18 protein-coding genes and 1 pseudogene are annotated in these 18,256 nt (G+C 66.6%); 12 read left to right on the top strand and 7 right to left on the bottom strand.

The window, feature by feature from the left end; all coding sequences use genetic code 11:
* Positions 1-424: 424 nt before the first annotated feature.
* The 6 genes from rpsB (at position 425) to GXK59_RS11365 (ending at position 5,513) form a co-directional block, all read left to right on the top strand.
* A complete protein-coding gene (gene rpsB / locus GXK59_RS11390; protein WP_160666852.1) occupies positions 425-1,303 on the top strand; it encodes a 30S ribosomal protein S2 in 879 nt (292 codons plus the stop codon).
* Between the two features lie 160 nt (positions 1,304-1,463).
* Positions 1,464-2,300, top strand: a complete 837-nt coding sequence (tsf, locus tag GXK59_RS11385) for a translation elongation factor Ts (RefSeq protein WP_024365710.1) — start codon at positions 1,464-1,466, stop codon at positions 2,298-2,300.
* A gap of 223 nt (positions 2,301-2,523) precedes the next feature.
* Positions 2,524-3,261 (top strand): UMP kinase, encoded by a 738-nt coding sequence (pyrH, locus tag GXK59_RS11380; protein ID WP_024365709.1) that lies wholly within the window; start codon positions 2,524-2,526, stop codon positions 3,259-3,261.
* A gap of 113 nt (positions 3,262-3,374) precedes the next feature.
* Positions 3,375-3,932 (top strand): ribosome recycling factor, encoded by a 558-nt coding sequence (gene frr / locus GXK59_RS11375; protein ID WP_160666850.1) that lies wholly within the window; start codon positions 3,375-3,377, stop codon positions 3,930-3,932.
* Positions 3,932-4,852, top strand: a complete 921-nt coding sequence (locus GXK59_RS11370; RefSeq protein WP_160666848.1) for a phosphatidate cytidylyltransferase — start codon at positions 3,932-3,934, stop codon at positions 4,850-4,852. The genes frr and GXK59_RS11370 overlap by 1 nt, the downstream gene beginning before the upstream one ends.
* A gap of 82 nt (positions 4,853-4,934) precedes the next feature.
* Entirely contained in the window at positions 4,935-5,513 is a 579-nt protein-coding gene (locus tag GXK59_RS11365) for a DivIVA domain-containing protein (RefSeq protein ID WP_160666846.1), read from the top strand.
* A 6-nt stretch (positions 5,514-5,519) separates the two neighbouring features.
* On the opposite strand, the gene GXK59_RS11360 is transcribed toward GXK59_RS11365, so the two are convergent.
* The 4 genes from GXK59_RS11360 to GXK59_RS11345 are packed head-to-tail and all read right to left on the bottom strand — an operon-like array spanning position 5,520 to position 9,368.
* Entirely contained in the window at positions 5,520-6,986 is a 1,467-nt protein-coding gene (locus tag GXK59_RS11360) for a sodium/solute symporter (RefSeq protein ID WP_160666844.1), read from the bottom strand.
* Positions 6,987-6,993: 7 nt separating this feature from the next.
* Positions 6,994-7,386, bottom strand: coding sequence for a hypothetical protein (locus tag GXK59_RS11355; RefSeq protein WP_160666842.1), 393 nt, complete (start codon positions 7,384-7,386; stop codon positions 6,994-6,996).
* Positions 7,383-8,102, bottom strand: coding sequence for a LytR/AlgR family response regulator transcription factor (locus tag GXK59_RS11350; RefSeq protein ID WP_160666840.1), 720 nt, complete (start codon positions 8,100-8,102; stop codon positions 7,383-7,385). Before GXK59_RS11350 ends, GXK59_RS11355 begins: the two co-directional genes overlap by 4 nt.
* 48 nt (positions 8,103-8,150) lie before the next feature.
* Positions 8,151-9,368, bottom strand: coding sequence for a sensor histidine kinase (locus GXK59_RS11345; protein WP_160666838.1), 1,218 nt, complete (start codon positions 9,366-9,368; stop codon positions 8,151-8,153).
* 242 nt (positions 9,369-9,610) lie between these two features.
* Between GXK59_RS11345 and GXK59_RS11340 the strand changes: the two genes are divergently transcribed.
* Entirely contained in the window at positions 9,611-9,991 is a 381-nt protein-coding gene (locus GXK59_RS11340) for a DUF485 domain-containing protein (RefSeq protein WP_024365701.1), read from the top strand.
* Positions 9,988-11,604: a solute symporter family protein gene (locus tag GXK59_RS11335; RefSeq protein ID WP_024365700.1), complete on the top strand. Its 1,617-nt coding sequence runs from the start codon at positions 9,988-9,990 to the stop codon at positions 11,602-11,604. Before GXK59_RS11340 ends, GXK59_RS11335 begins: the two co-directional genes overlap by 4 nt.
* Before the next feature lie 82 nt (positions 11,605-11,686).
* On the opposite strand, the gene GXK59_RS11330 is transcribed toward GXK59_RS11335, so the two are convergent.
* Entirely contained in the window at positions 11,687-12,160 is a 474-nt protein-coding gene (locus GXK59_RS11330) for an Lrp/AsnC family transcriptional regulator (RefSeq protein WP_160666836.1), read from the bottom strand.
* Positions 12,161-12,355: 195 nt separating this feature from the next.
* Here GXK59_RS11330 and pdhA point away from each other — a divergent pair, with 195 nt between their 5' ends.
* From pdhA to GXK59_RS11315, 3 genes are read left to right on the top strand one after another with little or no spacing between them, the layout of a single operon-like run.
* Positions 12,356-13,534 carry a pyruvate dehydrogenase (acetyl-transferring) E1 component subunit alpha gene (gene pdhA / locus GXK59_RS11325; RefSeq protein ID WP_160666834.1) on the top strand — a complete coding sequence of 393 codons (1,179 nt, stop codon included), beginning with the start codon at positions 12,356-12,358 and terminating at the stop codon, positions 13,532-13,534.
* Positions 13,534-14,544: an alpha-ketoacid dehydrogenase subunit beta gene (locus GXK59_RS11320; protein WP_024365698.1), complete on the top strand. Its 1,011-nt coding sequence runs from the start codon at positions 13,534-13,536 to the stop codon at positions 14,542-14,544. The genes pdhA and GXK59_RS11320 overlap by 1 nt, the downstream gene beginning before the upstream one ends.
* Positions 14,541-15,923, top strand: a complete 1,383-nt coding sequence (locus GXK59_RS11315; protein WP_160666832.1) for a dihydrolipoamide acetyltransferase family protein — start codon at positions 14,541-14,543, stop codon at positions 15,921-15,923. Before GXK59_RS11320 ends, GXK59_RS11315 begins: the two co-directional genes overlap by 4 nt.
* Positions 15,924-16,032: 109 nt before the next feature.
* On the opposite strand, the gene GXK59_RS11310 is transcribed toward GXK59_RS11315, so the two are convergent.
* Entirely contained in the window at positions 16,033-16,392 is a 360-nt protein-coding gene (locus tag GXK59_RS11310) for a GNAT family N-acetyltransferase (RefSeq protein ID WP_160666831.1), read from the bottom strand.
* A gap of 262 nt (positions 16,393-16,654) precedes the next feature.
* On the opposite strand from GXK59_RS11310, the pseudogene GXK59_RS11305 reads away from it, so the two are divergent.
* Positions 16,655-17,216, top strand: a pseudogene (locus GXK59_RS11305) (dihydrofolate reductase family protein).
* Between the two features lie 265 nt (positions 17,217-17,481).
* On the opposite strand, the gene GXK59_RS11300 reads toward GXK59_RS11305, so the two are convergent.
* The gene (locus GXK59_RS11300) at positions 17,482-18,159 is read right to left on the bottom strand and encodes an SACE_7040 family transcriptional regulator (RefSeq protein ID WP_443094282.1); all 678 of its coding nucleotides are present in this window, start codon (positions 18,157-18,159) and stop codon (positions 17,482-17,484) included.
* Positions 18,160-18,256: the final 97 nt, after the last annotated feature.

The following is an 18,256-nucleotide window of genomic DNA, read 5'->3' as shown; positions in this document are numbered from 1 at the left end:
CGCTACCCGAGGCTATGTGGATAGCGTAGCCCGGCCCTCCGGGAGACCCATCCGCGGCCTTCCGCAGCCCACCGGCCACCGCCGGAATCGTGCAATCCGGCAGCTGCCCTGTAGTACACTAGGTGGAGCAGTTTGCTGTGCCCTCACGCTTGATCAATCCAATTGTCCAAGCCGGCACGCCTCATTCTGGGGTGCGGGGGAGCAGTGGCTGACTACGCGTATCCAGCCCTCCTCATTCGAAGCTTGAACTCTTCAGGTGCGGAGGACTGCGCCTCTTTCGGTCCGGGCCTATGGTCCGGATAAGAAGCGCAGTGGATGCCAGGAGCACCGCCCGCCTGGGTGTTGCTAATCAACCGTCAACTATTGGCAGGGTAAGACAGCCCATGGGCTGTCTCATGAATGACCTGCCGGAAGGAGCGCCGGCATGCCCGTCGTAACTATGCGCCAGCTGCTTGACAGCGGCGTCCACTTTGGACACCAGACCCGCCGTTGGAACCCGAAGATGAAGCGTTTCATCTTCACGGAGCGCAACGGCATCTACATCATTGACCTGCAGCAGTCGCTGTCCTACATCGACCGTGCCTACGAGTTCGTGAAGGCCACCGTTGCACACGGCGGCACCGTTCTCTTCGTCGGCACCAAGAAGCAGGCGCAGGAATCCATCGCCGAGCAGGCCACCCGCGTTGGCCAGCCGTACGTCAACCAGCGTTGGCTCGGCGGTATGCTGACCAACTTCCAGACGGTCTCCAAGCGCATCCAGCGCATGAAGGAACTCGAAGAGATCGACTTCGACGACGTCGCCGGTTCCGCGTACACCAAGAAGGAGCTGTTGCTCCTTCGCCGCGAACTTACCAAGCTGGAAACCAACCTCGGTGGTATCCGCAACCTGACCAAGGCGCCTTCCGCGCTGTGGATCGTTGACACCAAGAAGGAACACCTTGCTGTCGACGAGGCCAAGAAGCTGAACATCCCGGTTGTTGCCATCCTGGACACCAACTGCGATCCGGACGAAGTCGACTTCCCGATCCCGGGCAACGATGACGCCATCCGCTCCGTCAACCTGCTGACCCGCGTTGTTGCCGACGCCGTTGCTGAGGGCCTGATCGCCCGCAACCAGCGCGCCACCGGCACCACGGAAGCTCCGGAAGAGCCGCTGGCCGAGTGGGAGCGCGAGCTCCTCGAAGGCAGCAAGACCGAAGAAGCTGCTGCCGCTCCCGCCGCAGAAGCTGCTCCGGCGGCTGTTGAGGCACCCGCCGCCGAGGCCGCTCCGGTTGCCGAAGACGCTGCTGGCGAATCCAAGTAGTCAGACCCAAAAAGTCTGCTTGCTCAGCTGACAAATAAATCCGGATCTCCCCGCCCGCTCTCCGCAGCGCAGGGGAACTGACAGGATGGCCGCTCACCGGGTGAGCTGCCGTCCTGTCAGTCCGTACACCACATAAAAATTTCTAGACAGAGGGGTTCACATGGCGAACTACACTGCCGCTGATATCAAGGCTCTGCGCGAGCGCACGGGCGCCGGCATGATGGATGTCAAGAAGGCTCTTGACGAGGCCAACGGTGACGCCGAGAAGGCCATCGAAATCATCCGCATCAAGGGCCTCAAGGGCGCTACCAAGCGCGAAGGCCGCTCCACCGCGGAAGGCCTGGTTGCTGCCAAGGTCGACGGCGGCGTTGGCGTGATGATTGAAGTCAACTGCGAGACCGACTTCGTCGCGAAGGCTGACAAGTTCATCCAGCTCGCCGACAAGGTCCTGGCCGTTGCCGTCGAGTCCGGCGCTGCCGATCTCGAGACCCTGCTGGCCACCGAGGTTGACGGCAAGCCGCTGTCCGAGGTTGTCATCGAAGAGGGCGCCGTTCTGGGCGAGAAGGTTGTTGTCCGCCGCATCTCCCGCATCGAGGGCGCAACGGTCGACGCTTACCTGCACAAGACCTCCAAGGATCTCCCGGCCCAGGTCGGCGTCCTGTTCGCTGTGGACGGCGAAGGCGAAGCAGCTGCCACCGCAGCCCACGACGTCGCCGTTCACATCGCCGCGATGTCCCCGAACTACCTCTCCCGCGAGGATGTGCCGGCCGACCTCGTCGAGTCCGAGCGCCGCATCGCAGAGGAGACTGCCAAGGCTGAAGGCAAGCCCGAAGCAGCAATGACCAAGATTGTGGAAGGCCGTGTCACTGGCTTCTACAAGGGCGAGGTTCTCCTCGACCAGGCATTCGCCAAGGATGCCAAGAAGTCTGTCGCGCAGATCCTCGAAGAGGCCGGCGTCAAGGGCACCGCATTCACGCGTTTCCGCGTCGGTTCCTAGTCAGACACCCGTCGGACATTAGTCCGACACGCTGAGGGGGTGGTCACTGCGGTGGCCGCCCCTTTTGCATGCACGCCGGTCTGCCCCGGGAACCGCTCCCGGGGGGCATGCCCCCGGGAAATACTTCCGGTGCAGAACCGGTGCAGAACCGGGTCCGGGCGGAATCACGCCTTTGGTCCCCGGCACGATAACCTAGCTCAGAGTTCACCAACGGGAAGGCACCATGGAAACCGTCACCACTTCAGCCCAGCCAAAGAAGAGCCGGCGCCGAGTCCTGTTGAAGCTTTCCGGCGAGGTCTTCGGCGGAGGGAAGCTCGGCGTTGACCCGGATACCGTCCGCGGCGTGGCCAAGCAGATCGCCGCAGCAGTCCCCGACGTCGAGGTTGCGATCGTCGTCGGCGGCGGAAATTTCTTCCGCGGCGCCGAACTGTCCCAGAGCGGCATGGACCGGTCCCGCGCCGACTACATGGGCATGCTCGGCACGGTCATGAACTGCCTGGCCCTCCAGGACTTCCTGGAGCAGGCCGGCGTCGAAACCCGGGTCCAGAGCGCCATCACCATGGGCCAGGTCGCGGAGGCGTACATTCCGCGCCGCGCCATCCGCCACATGGAAAAGGGCCGCGTTGTCATCTTCGGCGCCGGAGCCGGCTTGCCGTACTTCTCCACTGACACCGTGGCCGCCCAGCGCGCCATGGAGGTCCACGCCGACGTCGTCCTGATGGCGAAGAGCGGCGTCGACGGCGTCTACACCGCAGACCCGAAGAAGGACCCCACAGCAGAGAAGCTGCACCGCCTCAGCTACGACGACGCCCTGCGCCGCGACATCCGGGTGATGGACCAGACCGCGATGACCATGTGCAAGGACAACAACCTCACCATGGTCGTGTTCGGGATGGAAGGCGAAGGCAACGTGACCCGCGCCATTCGGGGCGAGGACCTGGGCACCATCGTCACCCCCTAGCAACGGCTAGGATGTTTTCAGGACAGTTCCGCACCCCCCGCAGCAGGGGGCCAGCAGCCGGAACACAACAGCACCCCGCCAGCGGCGGGTGCACCAATTTCTGAGGAGAGATCGTGATCGAAGAAACCTTGCTCGAAGCCGGGGAAAAGATGGACAAGGCGGTTGAAGTAGCCAAGGAAGACTTCGCCTCGATCCGGACCGGCCGCGCCAACCCGGGCCTCTACAACAAGGTCCTGGTGGACTACTACGGTTCTCCCACACCCTTGCAGCAGCTGGCCTCATTCGCCATCCCGGACGCCCGCACCATCCTGATCACACCGTTCGACAAGACCGCCCTGCGCGACATCGAACGGGCCCTGAGCGACTCCGAGGTGGGAGCCAACCCCTCCAACGACGGCAGCGTCATCCGGATCACCATCCCGGATCTCACGCAGGAGCGCCGCAAGGAATACGTCAAGATCGTCAAGACCAAGGGCGAGGACGCCAAGGTCTCCATCCGCAACATCCGCCGCAAGGCCAAGGAAACCCTGGACAAGCTGGTCAAGGATGGCGAAGCCGGCGAGGATGAGGGCAGCCGTGGCGAAAAGGAACTGGACGCCCTGACCAAGGCCCACGTCGACGGGATCGACGAGCTGCTCAAGCGCAAGGAAGCCGAGCTGCTCGAGGTCTAATGGCGCAGGAACAGGGGGAGCCCGGGGCCGACGTCCGGGTGCGGCGGAAGCAGCGGAGGAACCCGACGCCGAAAGCCGGAAGGAACCTTCCCGCGGCTACAGCGGTGGGCCTTGGCATGCTCTTCTTTGTCCTCGGCGGACTGTTGTTCCTTCCGCTGGGGTTCGTGCTCATTGTCACCGCCTTCGCGGTCTTCGGCGTGTGGGAAGTCTTCCGGGCCCTGGAAACCTCGGGCACCAGGCTTCCCATCATTCCGGTCACGACCGGCACCGTCGCGATGCCCGCTTCCGCCTACTTCGGCGGCCTCGAGAGCCTCCTGTTCGCCATGATGCTCAGCAGCGTCGCGGCCCTGATCTGGCGGTCCCTCGAGGGCGCCGCCGGATCCGCACGCAGCATCTTCGCCGGTGTCTTCACCCTGGCCTGGATCCCGTTCATGATCAGCTTCGCCGTGCTGCCGCTGCACACCCCTGTGGGTGAAACGCCAGTGGGACTATGGCCCGACGGCGTTGTTCCCCCCGGAGCGTGGCAGATTGCCACCCTCCTGCTGCTGGTGGTCGCCAATGACACCTTCGGGTACCTCGTCGGCGCCTCGCTCGGCAAGCACCCGATGGCGCCGAAGATCAGTCCCAAAAAGAGCTGGGAAGGCTTCGCCGGGTCCATCGCCGGTGCCACGGTGGTCGGGGTGCTCGCTGCCATCTTCCTGCTGGACAAGCCCTGGTGGTTTGGCGTGGTGCTGGCCGTGGGCATGGTCGCCGCTGCCACCGCCGGAGACCTCTCCGAATCCATGGTGAAGCGCGAACTCGGGATCAAGGACATGAGCAGCATCCTGCCCGGGCACGGCGGGGTCATGGACCGGCTGGACTCGATCGTCTTCGCCTGCCCGGTGGCATTTATCCTCTGCTCCCTCCTGGCCGGCGCGTGAGGCACCCCCTCTTCCACCCTCCGGCCCCTAGAATGGTGCCGGGCAAACCAGCCGAACGGCATTGAAGGAAACAAAAGTTACAGTGGACATTCAACGGCAGATTCCTGCTTCCTTTGACCGCGTGCAGCGGAACCAGTACGGCTACAACGCCAAGCAGGTCGACCAGTTCATGCAGCGCGCACGCGTCTCCTTCGAATCGCCCAAGTCCGCCGGCCGCCCGGTCAAGAGCGCGGACGTCAGGGCAGTTGCCTTCGACCCCGTCAAAGGCGGCTATGCAGCGGCTGGCGTGGACGCGGCCCTGGACCGGCTCGAGGACGCCCTCGCCCTGCGGGAACGCGACGAGCTCGTCGCCGAACGGGGCGAGGAAGCATGGCTCCGCGAGATCGGCCGGCTCGCCGGCCTGCTCCGCGGACGGCTGCACCGCCCCGACGGCCAGCGCTTCCGGCGCCCTGCCAAGGCCAAAGCCCGCAGCTACAACACCACGGACGTGGATGACCTCTGCCACGAGCTGATCGGCTACCTCGAAGAGGACAAGCCGCTCAGCGTGGACAATGTCCGCCGCGCGGTCTTCCGCCCCGCCGTCGGCAAGGACGGCTACGAGGAAAACCAGGTGGACGCCTTCCTGGACCGCGTCGTTGAGCTCATGGCCGCCATCGACTGACCGCCCTTAGCGCTCGGTGACGAGCGGCCGTTCCGGGGTGTGCAGCCGCGTCATGAGCCGGGTGATGGTCCGCGGCACGCGCGCCCGGGTGGCCCGGGAGACCAGGACCATCACGGCAAAGGCGGCCGGCACCGTCCAGGCCGCCGGCTGTGCCAGCCACGGCGCGGTGCCGCCTGCACCCAGTACAGCCCCGGCCACCATGGCCCCGCCGCACAACACGGCCCCCGTCGCCATGCCGGCGATCGCCCCGGCATCGGTCAGCCCGCGCCACCAGATGCCCAGCAATAGCACCGGGCAGAGCGTGGACGCGGTGAAGGCAAACACCATCCCCACGCTGCCTGCCAGCGCCAGCGACCCCGTCATGGACGCTATTCCCAGCGGCACCACCGCCGAGATCACGGCCGCCCGGCGGAAGCCTTTCACGCTGCCGCCGAAGAGGTCCTGGCTGATCACCCCGGCGAGCGAGACCACCAGCCCCGAGGTCGTGGACAGGAACGCGGCAAACGCCCCGGCCACCACCAGGGCGGACAGCAGGTCCCCGGCCATCCCGCCCACCAGCTCTCCGGGAAGCAGCAGCACCAGCGCATCGGCCTGCCCGCTCTGCGCCAGCCCGGGGGCGAACATCCGGCCGATCAGCCCGTAGGCCGTCGGGAACAGGTAGAACACCGACAGCAGGCCCAGAACGATCAGGGTGGTCCGGCGCGCCGACTGCCCGTCCGGGTTCGTGTAGAAGCGCACCAGGACGTGCGGCAGCCCGAGCGTCCCGAACAGCAGCGCCACCAGAAGGGAAATGTTTTGGTAAAGCCCGGCCGGAGCCGCACCCGTCGGGTTCACCGACGCCGCCGCCACGGCGGGAGTTCCGGACCCGGCCAGCGTGAAGAGGATGAACAGGATCGGCACGGCCAGCGCTGTCAGTTTCAGCCAGTACTGGAACGCCTGGACAAAGGTAATAGACCGCATCCCGCCCGACACCACGGTGACGCAGACGACGGTGACCACCGCCACCATCCCCACCCACGCCGGCAGCCCGGTGGTGATCCGGATGGCCAGTGCTGCGCCGTGCAGTTGCGGGACTATGTAGAGCCAGCCGACCATCACCACGACGATGCTCGTGACGCTGCGGGCCACCCGGGAGTCGAGTCGCGCTTCGGTGAAGTCGGGGACGGTGTAGGCGCCGGAACGGCGGAGAGGGGCGGCGACGAACAGCAGCAGCATCAGGTAGCCGGCCGTGTAACCCACCGGGAACCACAGGGCGTCCGTACCGGAGAGCAAGATGAGGCCGGCGACGCCGAGAAAGCTCGCCGCTGAAAGGTATTCACCGCCGATCGCCGAGGCGTTCCACCAGGGCCGGACCGTCCGGGAAGCCACATAGAAATCCCCGGTGGTGCGCGAGATCCGCAGCCCGTAGAAGCCGATGACGGCAGTGGCCAGCGAGACGGCGGCGAACGCCGCGATGCCGACGACCGGGTTCACGGGCGCCTCACTTGTCCCCGACGAGATCCCGGTAGCGGGCCTCGTTCCGGGCCGCCGTGCGGATGTACAGCCAGGCGCTGAGCCCGATCACCGGATAGATCCCGGCGCCCAGCAGGACCCAGTCGAAGGGCAGGCCCACAATCGTTGACTCCGCGAGGCCGGGGACCAGGCCCAGCATAAGCGGGAACGCAACCAGGATCAGCAGGAATCCCGCGGCCACCACCACCGCAAGCCGCAGCTGCGAGCGGATCAGCGAGCGGACAAACACCTGGCCGGCGTCGGACTCCTCCGCGGCGTCGCGCGAGTCGGCGGCCGACCGCGCGGCCGGCAGCACGGCGCTTCCCGGAGTCATGCTGCGCGCCGTAACACTGCGCGGTGCAGTGACGCGGACCCGGGTCATGCCTGCGGCCGGATCCGGGTCGCCTCGAGCTTCTCCCGCACGGAGGGCAGGTGCCGCCGGCTGATGGGCAGTTCGGCCCCCGCCACGGTGACGCTGGGCCGGGCGGCGGCGAGCTTCATGTGGCTGACATGGTTCAGCGCGATGAGGTAGGAACGGTGGATGCGGAGGAACCCGGCCTCGGCCCATTGCTGTTCCAGGTCCGCCAGCGGAACGCGGATGAGGTAGCTTGCGTCCGCGGTGTGGAGCCGGGCGTAGTCGCCCTGGGCCTGGACGTAGGTGACATCTTCGCGGCGGATCATCTTCGTGGTGCCGCCAAGGTCCACGGTGATCATTTCCGGCCGCGGGGCGCCGTCCTTGAGCAGCTCGCTGATCCTGCCGATCGACTTGGCCAGCCGCTCGGCACGGACGGGTTTCAGCAAATAGTCCACGGCAGCCAGTTCGAAGGCTTCGAGGGCGCAGTCCTCATCGGCCGTGACGAACACAACCGCGGGAGGCTTGCTGCTGCGCGCGATGACGCGGGCAATGTCGAGGCCGGAGAGCGCGGGCATGTGGATGTCGAGGAAGACGGCGTCGACATCCCCGGCCTCGAGGGCGCGCAGGGCCTCGGCCCCGGAGGACGCGCGGTGGATGGTGCCGATCCGGTCATCCCGGCCGAGCAGGAAGGCCAGTTCCTCAACAGCGGGCAGCTCGTCGTCGGCGACGAGGACGTTAATCATGGCTCAAGACTACTGCCGCAGGCATTTTGGCCCCTACCGGGCATCGTGTCAGGCATCGTGGCGGGGCTGCGACTTGGGGACCCGCATCGTGATCAGGGTGCCCTCCCCGGGCGCCGTCTCGATCACCAGTCCGTTGTCGTCGCCGTAGACCTGCCGCAGCCGGGCGTCGACGTTGCGCAGCCCGACGTGGTCGCCGTCGCCGTGTCCGGCGAGGACGGCCCGCAGCTGTTCCGGATCCATGCCGACGCCGTCGTCCTCGATTCTCACCTCGGCAAACGCTCCGGAGTCATTCGCCGTGATGGAGATGTGTCCGGGACCCTCCTTGGCCTCGAGGCCGTGCCGGACCGCGTTTTCCACCAGCGGCTGCAGGCTCAGGAAGGGGATGACGGTGCTGAGCACCTCCGGGGCGATCCGCAGGCTCACCTGGACGCGGTCCCCGAACCGGGCGCGTTCCAGCAGCAGGTAGCGGTCGATGCAGCGCAGTTCCTCGGCGAGGGTCGTGAAGTCACCGTGCCGGCGGAAGGAATAGCGGGTGAAGTCGGCAAACTCCACCACAAGTTCCCGGGCCCGGACGGGGTCCGTATTGATGAAGGATGCGATCGCGTTCAGCGAGTTGTAGATGAAGTGCGGACTGATCTGGGCCCGGAGCGCGCGCACCTCGGCCTCCATCAGGAGGGTGCGGGACGCGTCGAGTTCGGCCAGCTCCACCTGCGCCGCCACCCAGTCGGCCACCTCGCTGGTGGCCCGGACCAGCCCGGCGCCGGCCGCCGGGGCAAAGGCGGCCACGACGCCCACCACCCGGGTCCCGGCCCTGATCGGGGCGATCACCGCGGCGCGTTCCACGTCCGGGCGGGTCGCCACGGAGCTCTTCGCCCCGGCAAGTTCCTGCACTTCGCCGGCCGGGATGACGGCGGTGTGGCCGCCGTCGAGCACCCCGGACGCGAGCTCCATCAGCAGCGGTTTAAGCTCTTCCCCGGCGCCGTCCCAGGCGAGGACGCCGGTGGTGTCGGTGATGGCCAGCGCGTCGCAGCCCAGCAGGCTGCGCAGCTGCCGGCTGGCCTTGGCGGCACCGGCAGGATTCAGCCCGGTGCGCAGGTGCTGGCCGGCGCGCGACGCCGCGTGCAGCGTTTTGTAGGTGGCCCGTTCCGCGTCGGTGCCAAGCTCCCGGAACGAGCGGAGCACCTTCAGCCCGACGGCGACGACGACGGCGATCGCCGCCGCGATCACGGCGATGGCGGCGGCGATGAACAGGGGAGAGTCGGGCATGGGCCCAGCGTATCGCGGCACCTGCCCGGCCGGGGCCGACGGGGGTTCCCGGCGGCTGCGCCGGCTCCACGGATCGTGCCGTTGAGCGCAGCATCCCGACCGCTGAGCGACGCAGGGTACGGCGGTTGTGGATTGTAAGGCGCATCACGGGAGACAGTGATTGCAGTCACATTGGCCGGAGGGCTGTTCGGAGCAGGCCAGGGCAGCCGGTGTGGACTCAAATCTCTCAATGAGGAGGAACGATGGGTCACGAAGCCCAAGAAACGGACGCTACGGCGGCCGTGGACTTCAAGGAAGTCCAGTCGACGCCGCGGTTCCAGGAACTGCGCAAGCGTCACCGCAGCTTTGTCTTTCCGATGGCCATTGCATTCCTGCTCTGGTACTTCGCTTATGTCCTGCTGGCCGATTACGCGGTGGATTTCATGTCCACCAAGGTCTGGGGCAACATCAACGTTGGCCTGATCATGGGCCTGCTTCAGTTCGTGACCACGTTTGCCATCACCGGCTGGTACGTCAGCTACTCGAACCGGAAGCTTGACCCGATCGCAGCGGAAATCCGCCACGAAATCGAAGGCCACGAATTCGATAAGCACGGCAACCAGATCACCGGGGTAGAAAAATGACGCTTATGGTTCCCGCAGTCAACGTTGCGGATCTCAAGGACACCACCCTGCTGAACATGGGCATCTTCGCCCTGTTCGTGGCGATCACCATGGTCATCGTGGTCAAGGCAAGCAAGAACAACAAGACGGCCGCCGACTACTACGCCGCCGGACGGTCCTTCACCGGATCCCAGAACGGCACCGCCATCGCAGGCGACTACCTGTCGGCGGCCTCGTTCCTGGGGATCACCGGCGCCATTGCCATCAACGGCTACGACGGCTTTATGTACTCCATCGGCTTCCTGGTCGCCTGGCTCGTTGCCCTGTTGCTGGTGGCCGAACTGCTCCGCAACACCGGCAAGTTCACCATGGCCGATGTGCTCTCCTTCCGGCTCAAGCAGCGGCCCGTGCGCATCGCGGCGGCCATCTCCACCCTTGTGGTCTGCTTCTTCTACCTCCTGGCCCAGATGGCCGGAGCCGGCACCCTGATCTCCCTGCTCCTCGGCATCAGCGACTGGGGCGGACAGGCGCTGGTCATCGTCGTCGTTGGCGCCCTGATGATCATGTATGTACTGATCGGCGGCATGAAGGGCACTACCTGGGTCCAGATCATCAAGGCCGTGCTCCTGATTGCCGGTGCCGCTGTGATGACCCTCTGGGTCCTCGCCATCTTCGGCTTCAACCTCTCCGCACTGCTGGGCGGCGCGGTGGAAACCTCGGGCAACCCGAACCTCCTGAACCCGGGCCTGCAGTACGGCAAGACTGAAACCTCCAAGATCGACTTCATGTCCCTGGCCCTGGCCCTCGTGCTTGGCACCGCGGCCCTGCCCCACGTACTGATGCGCTTCTACACGGTTCCGACCGCCAAGGAAGCCCGCAAGTCCGTGGTCTGGTCCATCTGGCTGATCGGCGTGTTCTACCTGTTCACCCTGGTCCTGGGCTTCGGCGCTGCGGCCCTGGTGGGCGCGGACACCATCAAGGCCGCCCCGGGCGGCGTCAACTCCGCCGCACCGCTGCTGGCCTTCCACCTCGGTGGCCCGCTGTTGCTCGGCTTCATCTCGGCCGTGGCCTTCGCCACCATCCTGGCCGTCGTCGCAGGCCTCACCATCACCGCGGCGGCGTCGTTTGCCCACGACATCTATGCCAGCGTCATCGCCAAGGGCAAGGCCGACGCCGCCACCGAGGTTAAGGTGGCGCGGCGCACCGTGGTCGTCATCGGCCTGCTGGCCATTGTGGGCGGCATCTTCGCCAACGGCCAGAACGTGGCGTTCCTCGTGGCGCTGGCCTTCGCCGTGGCGGCCTCGGCCAACCTGCCCACCATCGTGTACTCGCTGTTCTGGCGCAAGTTCACCACCCAGGGCGCCATCTGGAGCATGTACGGCGGCCTGGGCTCGGCAATCATCCTGATCGCCCTGTCCCCGGTGGTCTCCGGAGCCAAGACGTCAATGATCCCGGGCGCCAACTTCGCGATCTTCCCGCTCAGCAACCCCGGCATCGTCTCCATCCCGCTCGCGTTCCTGCTGGGCTGGCTCGGTTCGGTGCTGGACAAGAAGCTGGAAGACACCACCAAGCAGGCCGAAATGGAAGTCCGCTCCCTCACAGGTGTGGGCGCCGAGAAGGCCACCGACCACTAGGCATCAACCGCCGGTGATTACCGCCGGCTGACAGAGCGCAGGAGCCCCGTGCAGACGCACGGGGCTCCTGCGCTCTTGGGCGTTAACCTTCGGCGGAGCCGCGTTCCAGCAGCGGCTGGATCCGGAACGGGATCATTTCACTCATGGCCAGGGCCGTATCCGTCCGGTCCACGCCGTCGCAGGCCAGGATCTTGCCGTTGATCCGGAACAGGTCCTCGGCGTCGAGCGCCACCACCCGGAGCAGCAGGTCCGCCGAGCCGGTGAGGCCGTAGCCCTCCAGGATCTCCGGGATATCAGCCAGCTCCACCGCCAGCTTGCCGAGCTTTTGCTGCTGCACGTGCACCGAGATGAACGCCATCAGCGGGTAGCCCAGCGAGGCCGGATTGATGCGGCGCTCAAAGGACAGGAAGGCGTGTTTCTTCTCCAGCTGCGCCATCCGGGCCTGCACGGTATTCCGGGACAAACCCAGCTTCTGGGCCAGCGCAACCACGGTCCGCCGGGGGTCCCCGGCCATGGCCGAAAGCAGGCGGGTGTCGGTGCCATCCAAGGGTTGCATAATGCGCAAGATTAGCACGGTCCGCTGGAGCCAGACAGTGCAGAATGCTCAACTTACTCGCAGGTGGTTGTGCCCAATGGGCATTGTGAGTAGGGTCACAGATATCCGGGGCAACGGCGCCCGGGCGGCTGGCGCGCACCGGGATCACGAGTCCTGCGAGCGCCGGTCAGACGACGTCAGAAGGTGCGGACAACTGTGTTTACCGACGACGCGGGCAAGGGCGGCATTTCCGCCGGGGGCCCCGGAAACAGTGCAGAATCAAACAGGCGGTCGGGCGGGGACCTCGTCCAACTCATCACCCCCGGGGGTGAACGCGTAAGCCATCCGGAGTTCGACCCCTGGGTCCAGGACGTCAGTGACGAACAGCTGGGCGCGCTCTACGAGGACATGGTGGTCATCCGCCGGATCGACGCCGAGGCCACCGCCCTGCAGCGGCAGGGCGAACTCGCCCTCTGGCCGCCGCTCCTGGGCCAGGAAGCGTCCCAGATCGGCTCGGCCCGGGCCCTTCGCGACGACGACTTCGTCTTCCCCAGCTACCGCGACAACGGCGTCGCCTACTGCCGCGGGGTCAACCCGGAGGACATCGTCAAAGCCTGGCGGGGCAACGCCCTGGCCGGGTGGGACCCCTACACGGTCAACGTCGCCACACAACAGATCATCATCGGCGCCCAGACCCTGCACGCCACCGGCTACGCCATGGGAATCCAGAACGACGGCGCCGACTCGGTCGCCGTGGCCTATTTCGGCGACGGCGCGACGAGCGAGGGCGATGTCAACGAGGCCCTGGTGTTCGCCGCCAGCTTCCAGTCCCCGGTGGTCTTCTTCTGCCAGAACAACCACTGGGCCATTTCCGAGCCCGTCCGGCTGCAGTCCCACATCCAGATCGCGGACCGCGCGGCCGGCTTCGGGATCCCCAGCATGCGCGTGGACGGCAATGACGTCCTGGCCGTGATGGCAGCAACCCGCATCGCCACCGACCGGGCCCGCCACGGCGGCGGCCCCACTTTCATCGAGGCCGTCACCTACCGTATGGGTCCACACACGACGGCGGATGACCCCACCCGGTACCGCGACGCGAACGAGCTCGAGGACTGGGCCGCCAAGGACCCGATCGCACGGCTGAAGTCACTGCTCGAACGCAAGGGACTGCTCACGGCGGAACTCGAAGCCGCCGTCGCAGCCAAAGCCGACGCCGTCGCCAAGGCGCTGCGGGCCGGCACCATCAACATGCCCGAGCCGGCGCCGATGGACATCTTCAAGCACGTCTACAGCACACCCCATTCCCCGCTGGACCGCCAGCAGGACCACTATTCCCGCTACCTGGCTTCCTTCGGCGATCCCGCAGAAGCCGCTTCTGAAGAAGGTGCACGCTGATGACGCAGATGACCTTTGCCCGAGCCATCAATTCGGGCCTGCGCAAGTCCCTCGAGAACGATCCCAAAGTGATCCTCATGGGCGAGGACATCGGCGCCCTCGGCGGTGTCTTCCGCGTCACCGACGGCCTGCAAAAGGACTTCGGCAAGCACCGCGTTGTGGACACGCCGCTGGCCGAGTCCGGCATCATGGGCACCGCCGTCGGCCTCGCCTACCGCGGGTACCGCCCGGTGGTGGAGATCCAGTTCGACGGGTTCATCTACCCGGCGTTCGACCAGATCGTCAGCCAGGTCGCCAAGATGCACTACCGCACCCAGGGCGCCGTCAAGATGCCCATCACGATCCGTGTGCCCTTCGGCGGCGGCATCGGCTCCCCGGAGCACCACTCCGAATCACCCGAGGCGTACTTCACCCACACCTCGGGCCTGCGGGTGATCTCCGTATCCAACCCGCAGGACGCGCACACCATGATCCAGCAGGCCATCGCCTCGGACGATCCGGTCCTCTACTTCGAACCCAAGCGCCGCTACCACGACAAGGGCGAGGTGGACGAGACCCTGGACCTCAGCGCCGCCCTGTCGATGGAGAAGGCCCGCGTTGTCACTGAAGGCACGGACGTCACGCTCGTGGCCTACGGCCCGCTCGTCAAGACGGCCAAGGACGCTGCCCTTGCCGCGGCCGACGAGGGTGTGTCGGTCGAGGTCATCGACCTGCGCTCGCTCGCCCCGCTGGACTTCGCGACCCTGGAAGCCTCGGTCCGGAAGACCGGCCGGCTCGTCATCACGCATGAAGCCTCCCAGACCGGCGGTATCGGCGCCGAGGTGGCCGCCAGCATCACCGAACGCTGCTTCTACCACCTCGAGGCCGCCCCGGTCCGGGTGACCGGCTTCGACGTCCCGTACCCGTACTCGAAGCTTGAGATGCACCACCTGCCGGGCCTGGACCGGATCCTCGACGGCGTCGACCGCGCCCTGGGCCGCCCCAACTCCCTGAGCGGGCTGGAAGGATGAGCGCCACCATGATCAAGGAATTCAGGTTGCCGGACCTCGGTGAAGGTCTCACTGAATCGGAAATCGTCGCGTGGAAGGTCGCGGTGGGGGATACCGTCGCGCTCAACCAGATCATCGCGGAGGTCGAAACCGCCAAGGCCGTCGTCGAGCTCCCCTCGCCGTTCGCCGGCGTCATCACCGCGCTGCACGAACAGCCCGGCACCGTGGTGGAGGTCGGCAAACCGATCGTCTCCTTCGAAGTGGAGGGCGACGACGGCGGCCCTACCGGCGGTTCCGGTGCCGACGCGCCCGCCAAGCGCGAGCCGAACCTCGTCGGCTACGGCGCCGTCCTGGAAGGCTCCGGCCGTCCGGCCCGCCGCGCCCGCAGCTTCGCCGCCGTCGAGCAGGTCCACGCCGCCCCGGCCGTCGAAACGGTCGCCGCTGCTCCAATGGTTCCCGTGGCCGGGCCTGTTGAGACCCGGCCGGCACCGCACTCGGCGGAACGCCCGCGGTCCACACCGCCGGTGCGCAAGCTGGCCAAGGATCTCGGCGTCGACCTCGCTGCCGTCACCGGCACCGGGGAATTCGGGCTCATCACCCGCGAGGACGTCCGCAACTTCGTCGACGGGGGAGACCTGCCGGTGGCACCCCGGGACCTGGCCGGTGTTTCGGCCCAGGGCCAGGCTCCGGCGCAGGGTGAGCGGGAAACCCGGACGCCCATCAAGGGCGTGCGGAAGTTCACCGCCGCCGCGATGGTCTCCAGCGCCTTCACGGCTCCGCATGTCACGGAATTCCTGACCATTGACGTCACCCCGACCATGGAGCTGCTGGCGAAGCTCAAGGCGAGCCGGGCGTTTGCCGGCTACAAGCTCACGCCGCTGACGCTGGTGTCCAAGGCCGTGCTGATCGCCCTGCGCAACCACCCCACGCTCAACACGCGCTGGGATGAGGCCAGGCAGGAGATTGTCCAGTACAACTACGTGAACCTGGGCATCGCGGCCGCCACCCCGCGCGGGCTGACCGTGCCGAACATCAAGGACGCCGACCGGATGTCCCTGCTGGAGCTCTCCACCGCGCTGACCGAACTGACGGACACGGCACGGGCCGGCAAGACCAGCCCGGCCAACCTCGCCTGCGGCACGATTTCCATCACGAACATCGGCGTCTTCGGCATTGATTCCGGCACGCCCATCCTCAACCCGGGGGAGGCCGCCATCCTGGCCCTCGGTGCGGTGCGGAAGATGCCGTGGGAGTACCAGGACGAGGTGGCGCTGCGCCAGGTCATGACGCTCAGCCTCTCCTTTGACCACCGGCTGGTCGACGGCGAGCAGGGATCACGGTTCCTGCAGGACCTCGGCGCCATCCTGTCCGATCCGGGCATGGCCCTCGCCATGGTCTAGTACCACCGGGCGAACGGCTGCCGGCTGTCCCTTCTCCGGGGGGCGGCCGGCAGCCTTCTTCTGGGGCACCATCTGATGCTGGTGCCCCAGTTCGGGGCATAGGGCGGGGCTATTTTCCGAGCCGTCTGCACGAAATGTGCAAAGTCGTCTGCACGGCCACTACATGGTCGTAAAGGGAACGGTGCAGAGCGGGGATGGTCCAAGCGAACGCGGTCAGTGCCTTCAACGCGCTGCTGGCGATCCCTCGGCCCCGGTGCCCTTTTCCTTCGGTGAACCGGCCGCGCTGCCGGTGGATCCACTCCAGCGCCTGCTGTTCCGTGGGGAGTGCGGGAAGGCTGCCAGTGAGAGGGATGTAAGGATCCTCCCCCAACTCGAAGGCGAGATGTACGTCGTCGTCGGTGAACTCGCGCAAAACGACTGAACCGTAGGTCGGTTGTGTGGTCGGCCAGGACGGTAAGTGCTCAGTCATACCTCGATTATGGCCGTGGTCATCGTCCAGTACTGCTCAAGATTCACCCGATCATGCCGGACAGAGTGGGTTTCCACCCTCAGCCCGTTCCGGTGAAGGATCCTTCACCGGGCAGCTCAGTTGAAACGCTGACCGGAGGCTATGGCATCCAGATCATTGGCAGTTACGGTGGCTCCATGAGGGACAGGAGGCTGCTGATCATGTGCGGGACGACAGAGATCAATGACGCCCTCGACCACTACGAGACGGAAGGCATGGCGCGATGCGGAAACTGATCTACGGCATGAATCTGACACTGGATGGCTACGTCGCCGCGCCCGGCGACGACCTCGGCTGGAGCGGACCGAGCGACGAGCTGTTCCAGTGGTGGCTCGATCAGGAGCGGGCGATCGGCCTGTTGCTGTATGGGCGCAAGCTGTGGGAGGCCATGAGCTCCCACTGGCCGACCGGCGACCAGCAGCCAAATGCCACCCCGGCGCAGATCGAGTTCGCGCGGAACTGGCGGGACACACCGAAGGTGGTGTTCTCCTCAACGATCGACAAGGTCGACTGGAACACCCGTCTGGTCACCGGCGACGCGGTCGCGGATCACCCGGCTCAAGGCTGAGGACGGCCAGCCGATGAGGGTTGGTGGTGCAGCGCTCGCCGGGGCGGCCATGCGGGCCGGGCTGATCGACGAGTACACGATCGTGACTCATCCAGTCCTGGTGGGCGGCGGCACGCCGTTCTTCACCGCGCTGGATAGCTGGGTGAACCTGAACCTGGTGGAGACGCGGACGTTTCGCGGCGGGGTGGTCCTGACCAGGTACGAGACGAGGCGCTGAGCGCGATTCCTCCGCGCGGTCGGGGAAGTACTCCACCACCAGCGGCCCCACGTCGACGGGCAGCAGATGGTCCGGAATGTGCCTGCCCTGCGCACCTCCCCGGCGACCTCAGCCGTCAACAGAAACGGTTGCGCCACAATATGGCCCACCGACACATCGAAGTCCGCGAACAACAAACGCGCCAACTCCGAGCCGGCCGAGGCGTACCGTCCGGAGGTTGTCCGCGCCAAAGTGCCCTTCGAACGCGCCGCCCGGGCGGGTGCCGTCAGCCGGCGGGAACGGCCGGGGCCATCAGGGCCGCGAGTGCCATGCTCTGCAGCAGCGGCCGGGCGCGTTTGACCGCGATCCGCCGTCCATGGCTGCGGACCGAGTGCGGGGTGGAGTTGATCAGGCCGAACGTGGCGTGCGCGCGCATCCGGAGCTCGGCGGCCTCGGTCCCGGGGTGCAGCCCGGCCAGGACCTCGACCCAAAGCTCCACATAGTTCCTCTGAAGTGCGCGGACCTCGGCCTGGTCCTCGTCGGCGAGGTTGCTGAAGTCCTGGTCCTGCACCCGGATGACGTCGGGGTTGCTGAGCGCGAAGTCCACGTGGAAGCCAACCAGCCGGCGCAGAGCAGCCGCGGCACCGTCGGAATCGGCAATGACGCGCCGGCCGCCGTCGAGCAGGTCCTGGCTGACACTCAGCAGCAGCGCCCCGAGGACGGCCTGCTTGCCGGCGAAATGCCGGTACACCGCAGGGCCGCTGACCCCGGCGGCGGCGCCGAGGTCCTCGAGGGAGACCCGGTTGAAGCCGTCGACGGCGAACAACGCGGCCGCCGAGGCCAGCAGCGCCTGGCGGCGGCTCTCCTTGGCCTGGCTGCGCTGGGTCGTCGGAGGCTGGGTCGTCGGAGGCAGGGTCGCTGCAAGCTGCGCGCCGGTCCGGCTCGCCTCGCTGGGTTCGGTCACCGGCACACCCCTCATCTCAAGAAAACAATCATTTGTGCGGCCTTGTGTTGGACATCACAGTTAATAGAGACTAACCTAAATCTCAGTTATGCGGTAC

This window comes from Pseudarthrobacter sp. ATCC 49987 (assembly GCF_009928425.1).
Classification (GTDB): domain Bacteria; phylum Actinomycetota; class Actinomycetes; order Actinomycetales; family Micrococcaceae; genus Arthrobacter.
The sequence above is the reverse complement of the archived record's forward strand: the minus strand, read 5'-3'. Positions and strand labels throughout refer to the sequence as shown.

Coding starts and splice junctions, on each gene's coding strand:
- GXK59_RS11330 (WP_160666836.1), bottom strand. CDS start 12,160: ATGCAACCCTTGGATGGCACCGACACCCGCCTGCTTTCGGCCATGGCC.
- GXK59_RS11350 (WP_160666840.1), bottom strand. CDS start 8,102: ATGATTAACGTCCTCGTCGCCGACGACGAGCTGCCCGCTGTTGAGGAA.
- tsf (WP_024365710.1), top strand. CDS start 1,464: ATGGCGAACTACACTGCCGCTGATATCAAGGCTCTGCGCGAGCGCACG.
- GXK59_RS11345 (WP_160666838.1), bottom strand. CDS start 9,368: ATGCCCGACTCTCCCCTGTTCATCGCCGCCGCCATCGCCGTGATCGCG.
- GXK59_RS11310 (WP_160666831.1), bottom strand. CDS start 16,392: ATGACTGAGCACTTACCGTCCTGGCCGACCACACAACCGACCTACGGT.
- rpsB (WP_160666852.1), top strand. CDS start 425: ATGCCCGTCGTAACTATGCGCCAGCTGCTTGACAGCGGCGTCCACTTT.
- GXK59_RS11315 (WP_160666832.1), top strand. CDS start 14,541: ATGAGCGCCACCATGATCAAGGAATTCAGGTTGCCGGACCTCGGTGAA.
- GXK59_RS11355 (WP_160666842.1), bottom strand. CDS start 7,386: ATGACCCGGGTCCGCGTCACTGCACCGCGCAGTGTTACGGCGCGCAGC.
- pyrH (WP_024365709.1), top strand. CDS start 2,524: ATGGAAACCGTCACCACTTCAGCCCAGCCAAAGAAGAGCCGGCGCCGA.
- GXK59_RS11320 (WP_024365698.1), top strand. CDS start 13,534: ATGACGCAGATGACCTTTGCCCGAGCCATCAATTCGGGCCTGCGCAAG.
- GXK59_RS11370 (WP_160666848.1), top strand. CDS start 3,932: ATGGCGCAGGAACAGGGGGAGCCCGGGGCCGACGTCCGGGTGCGGCGG.
- GXK59_RS11335 (WP_024365700.1), top strand. CDS start 9,988: ATGACGCTTATGGTTCCCGCAGTCAACGTTGCGGATCTCAAGGACACC.
- GXK59_RS11340 (WP_024365701.1), top strand. CDS start 9,611: ATGGGTCACGAAGCCCAAGAAACGGACGCTACGGCGGCCGTGGACTTC.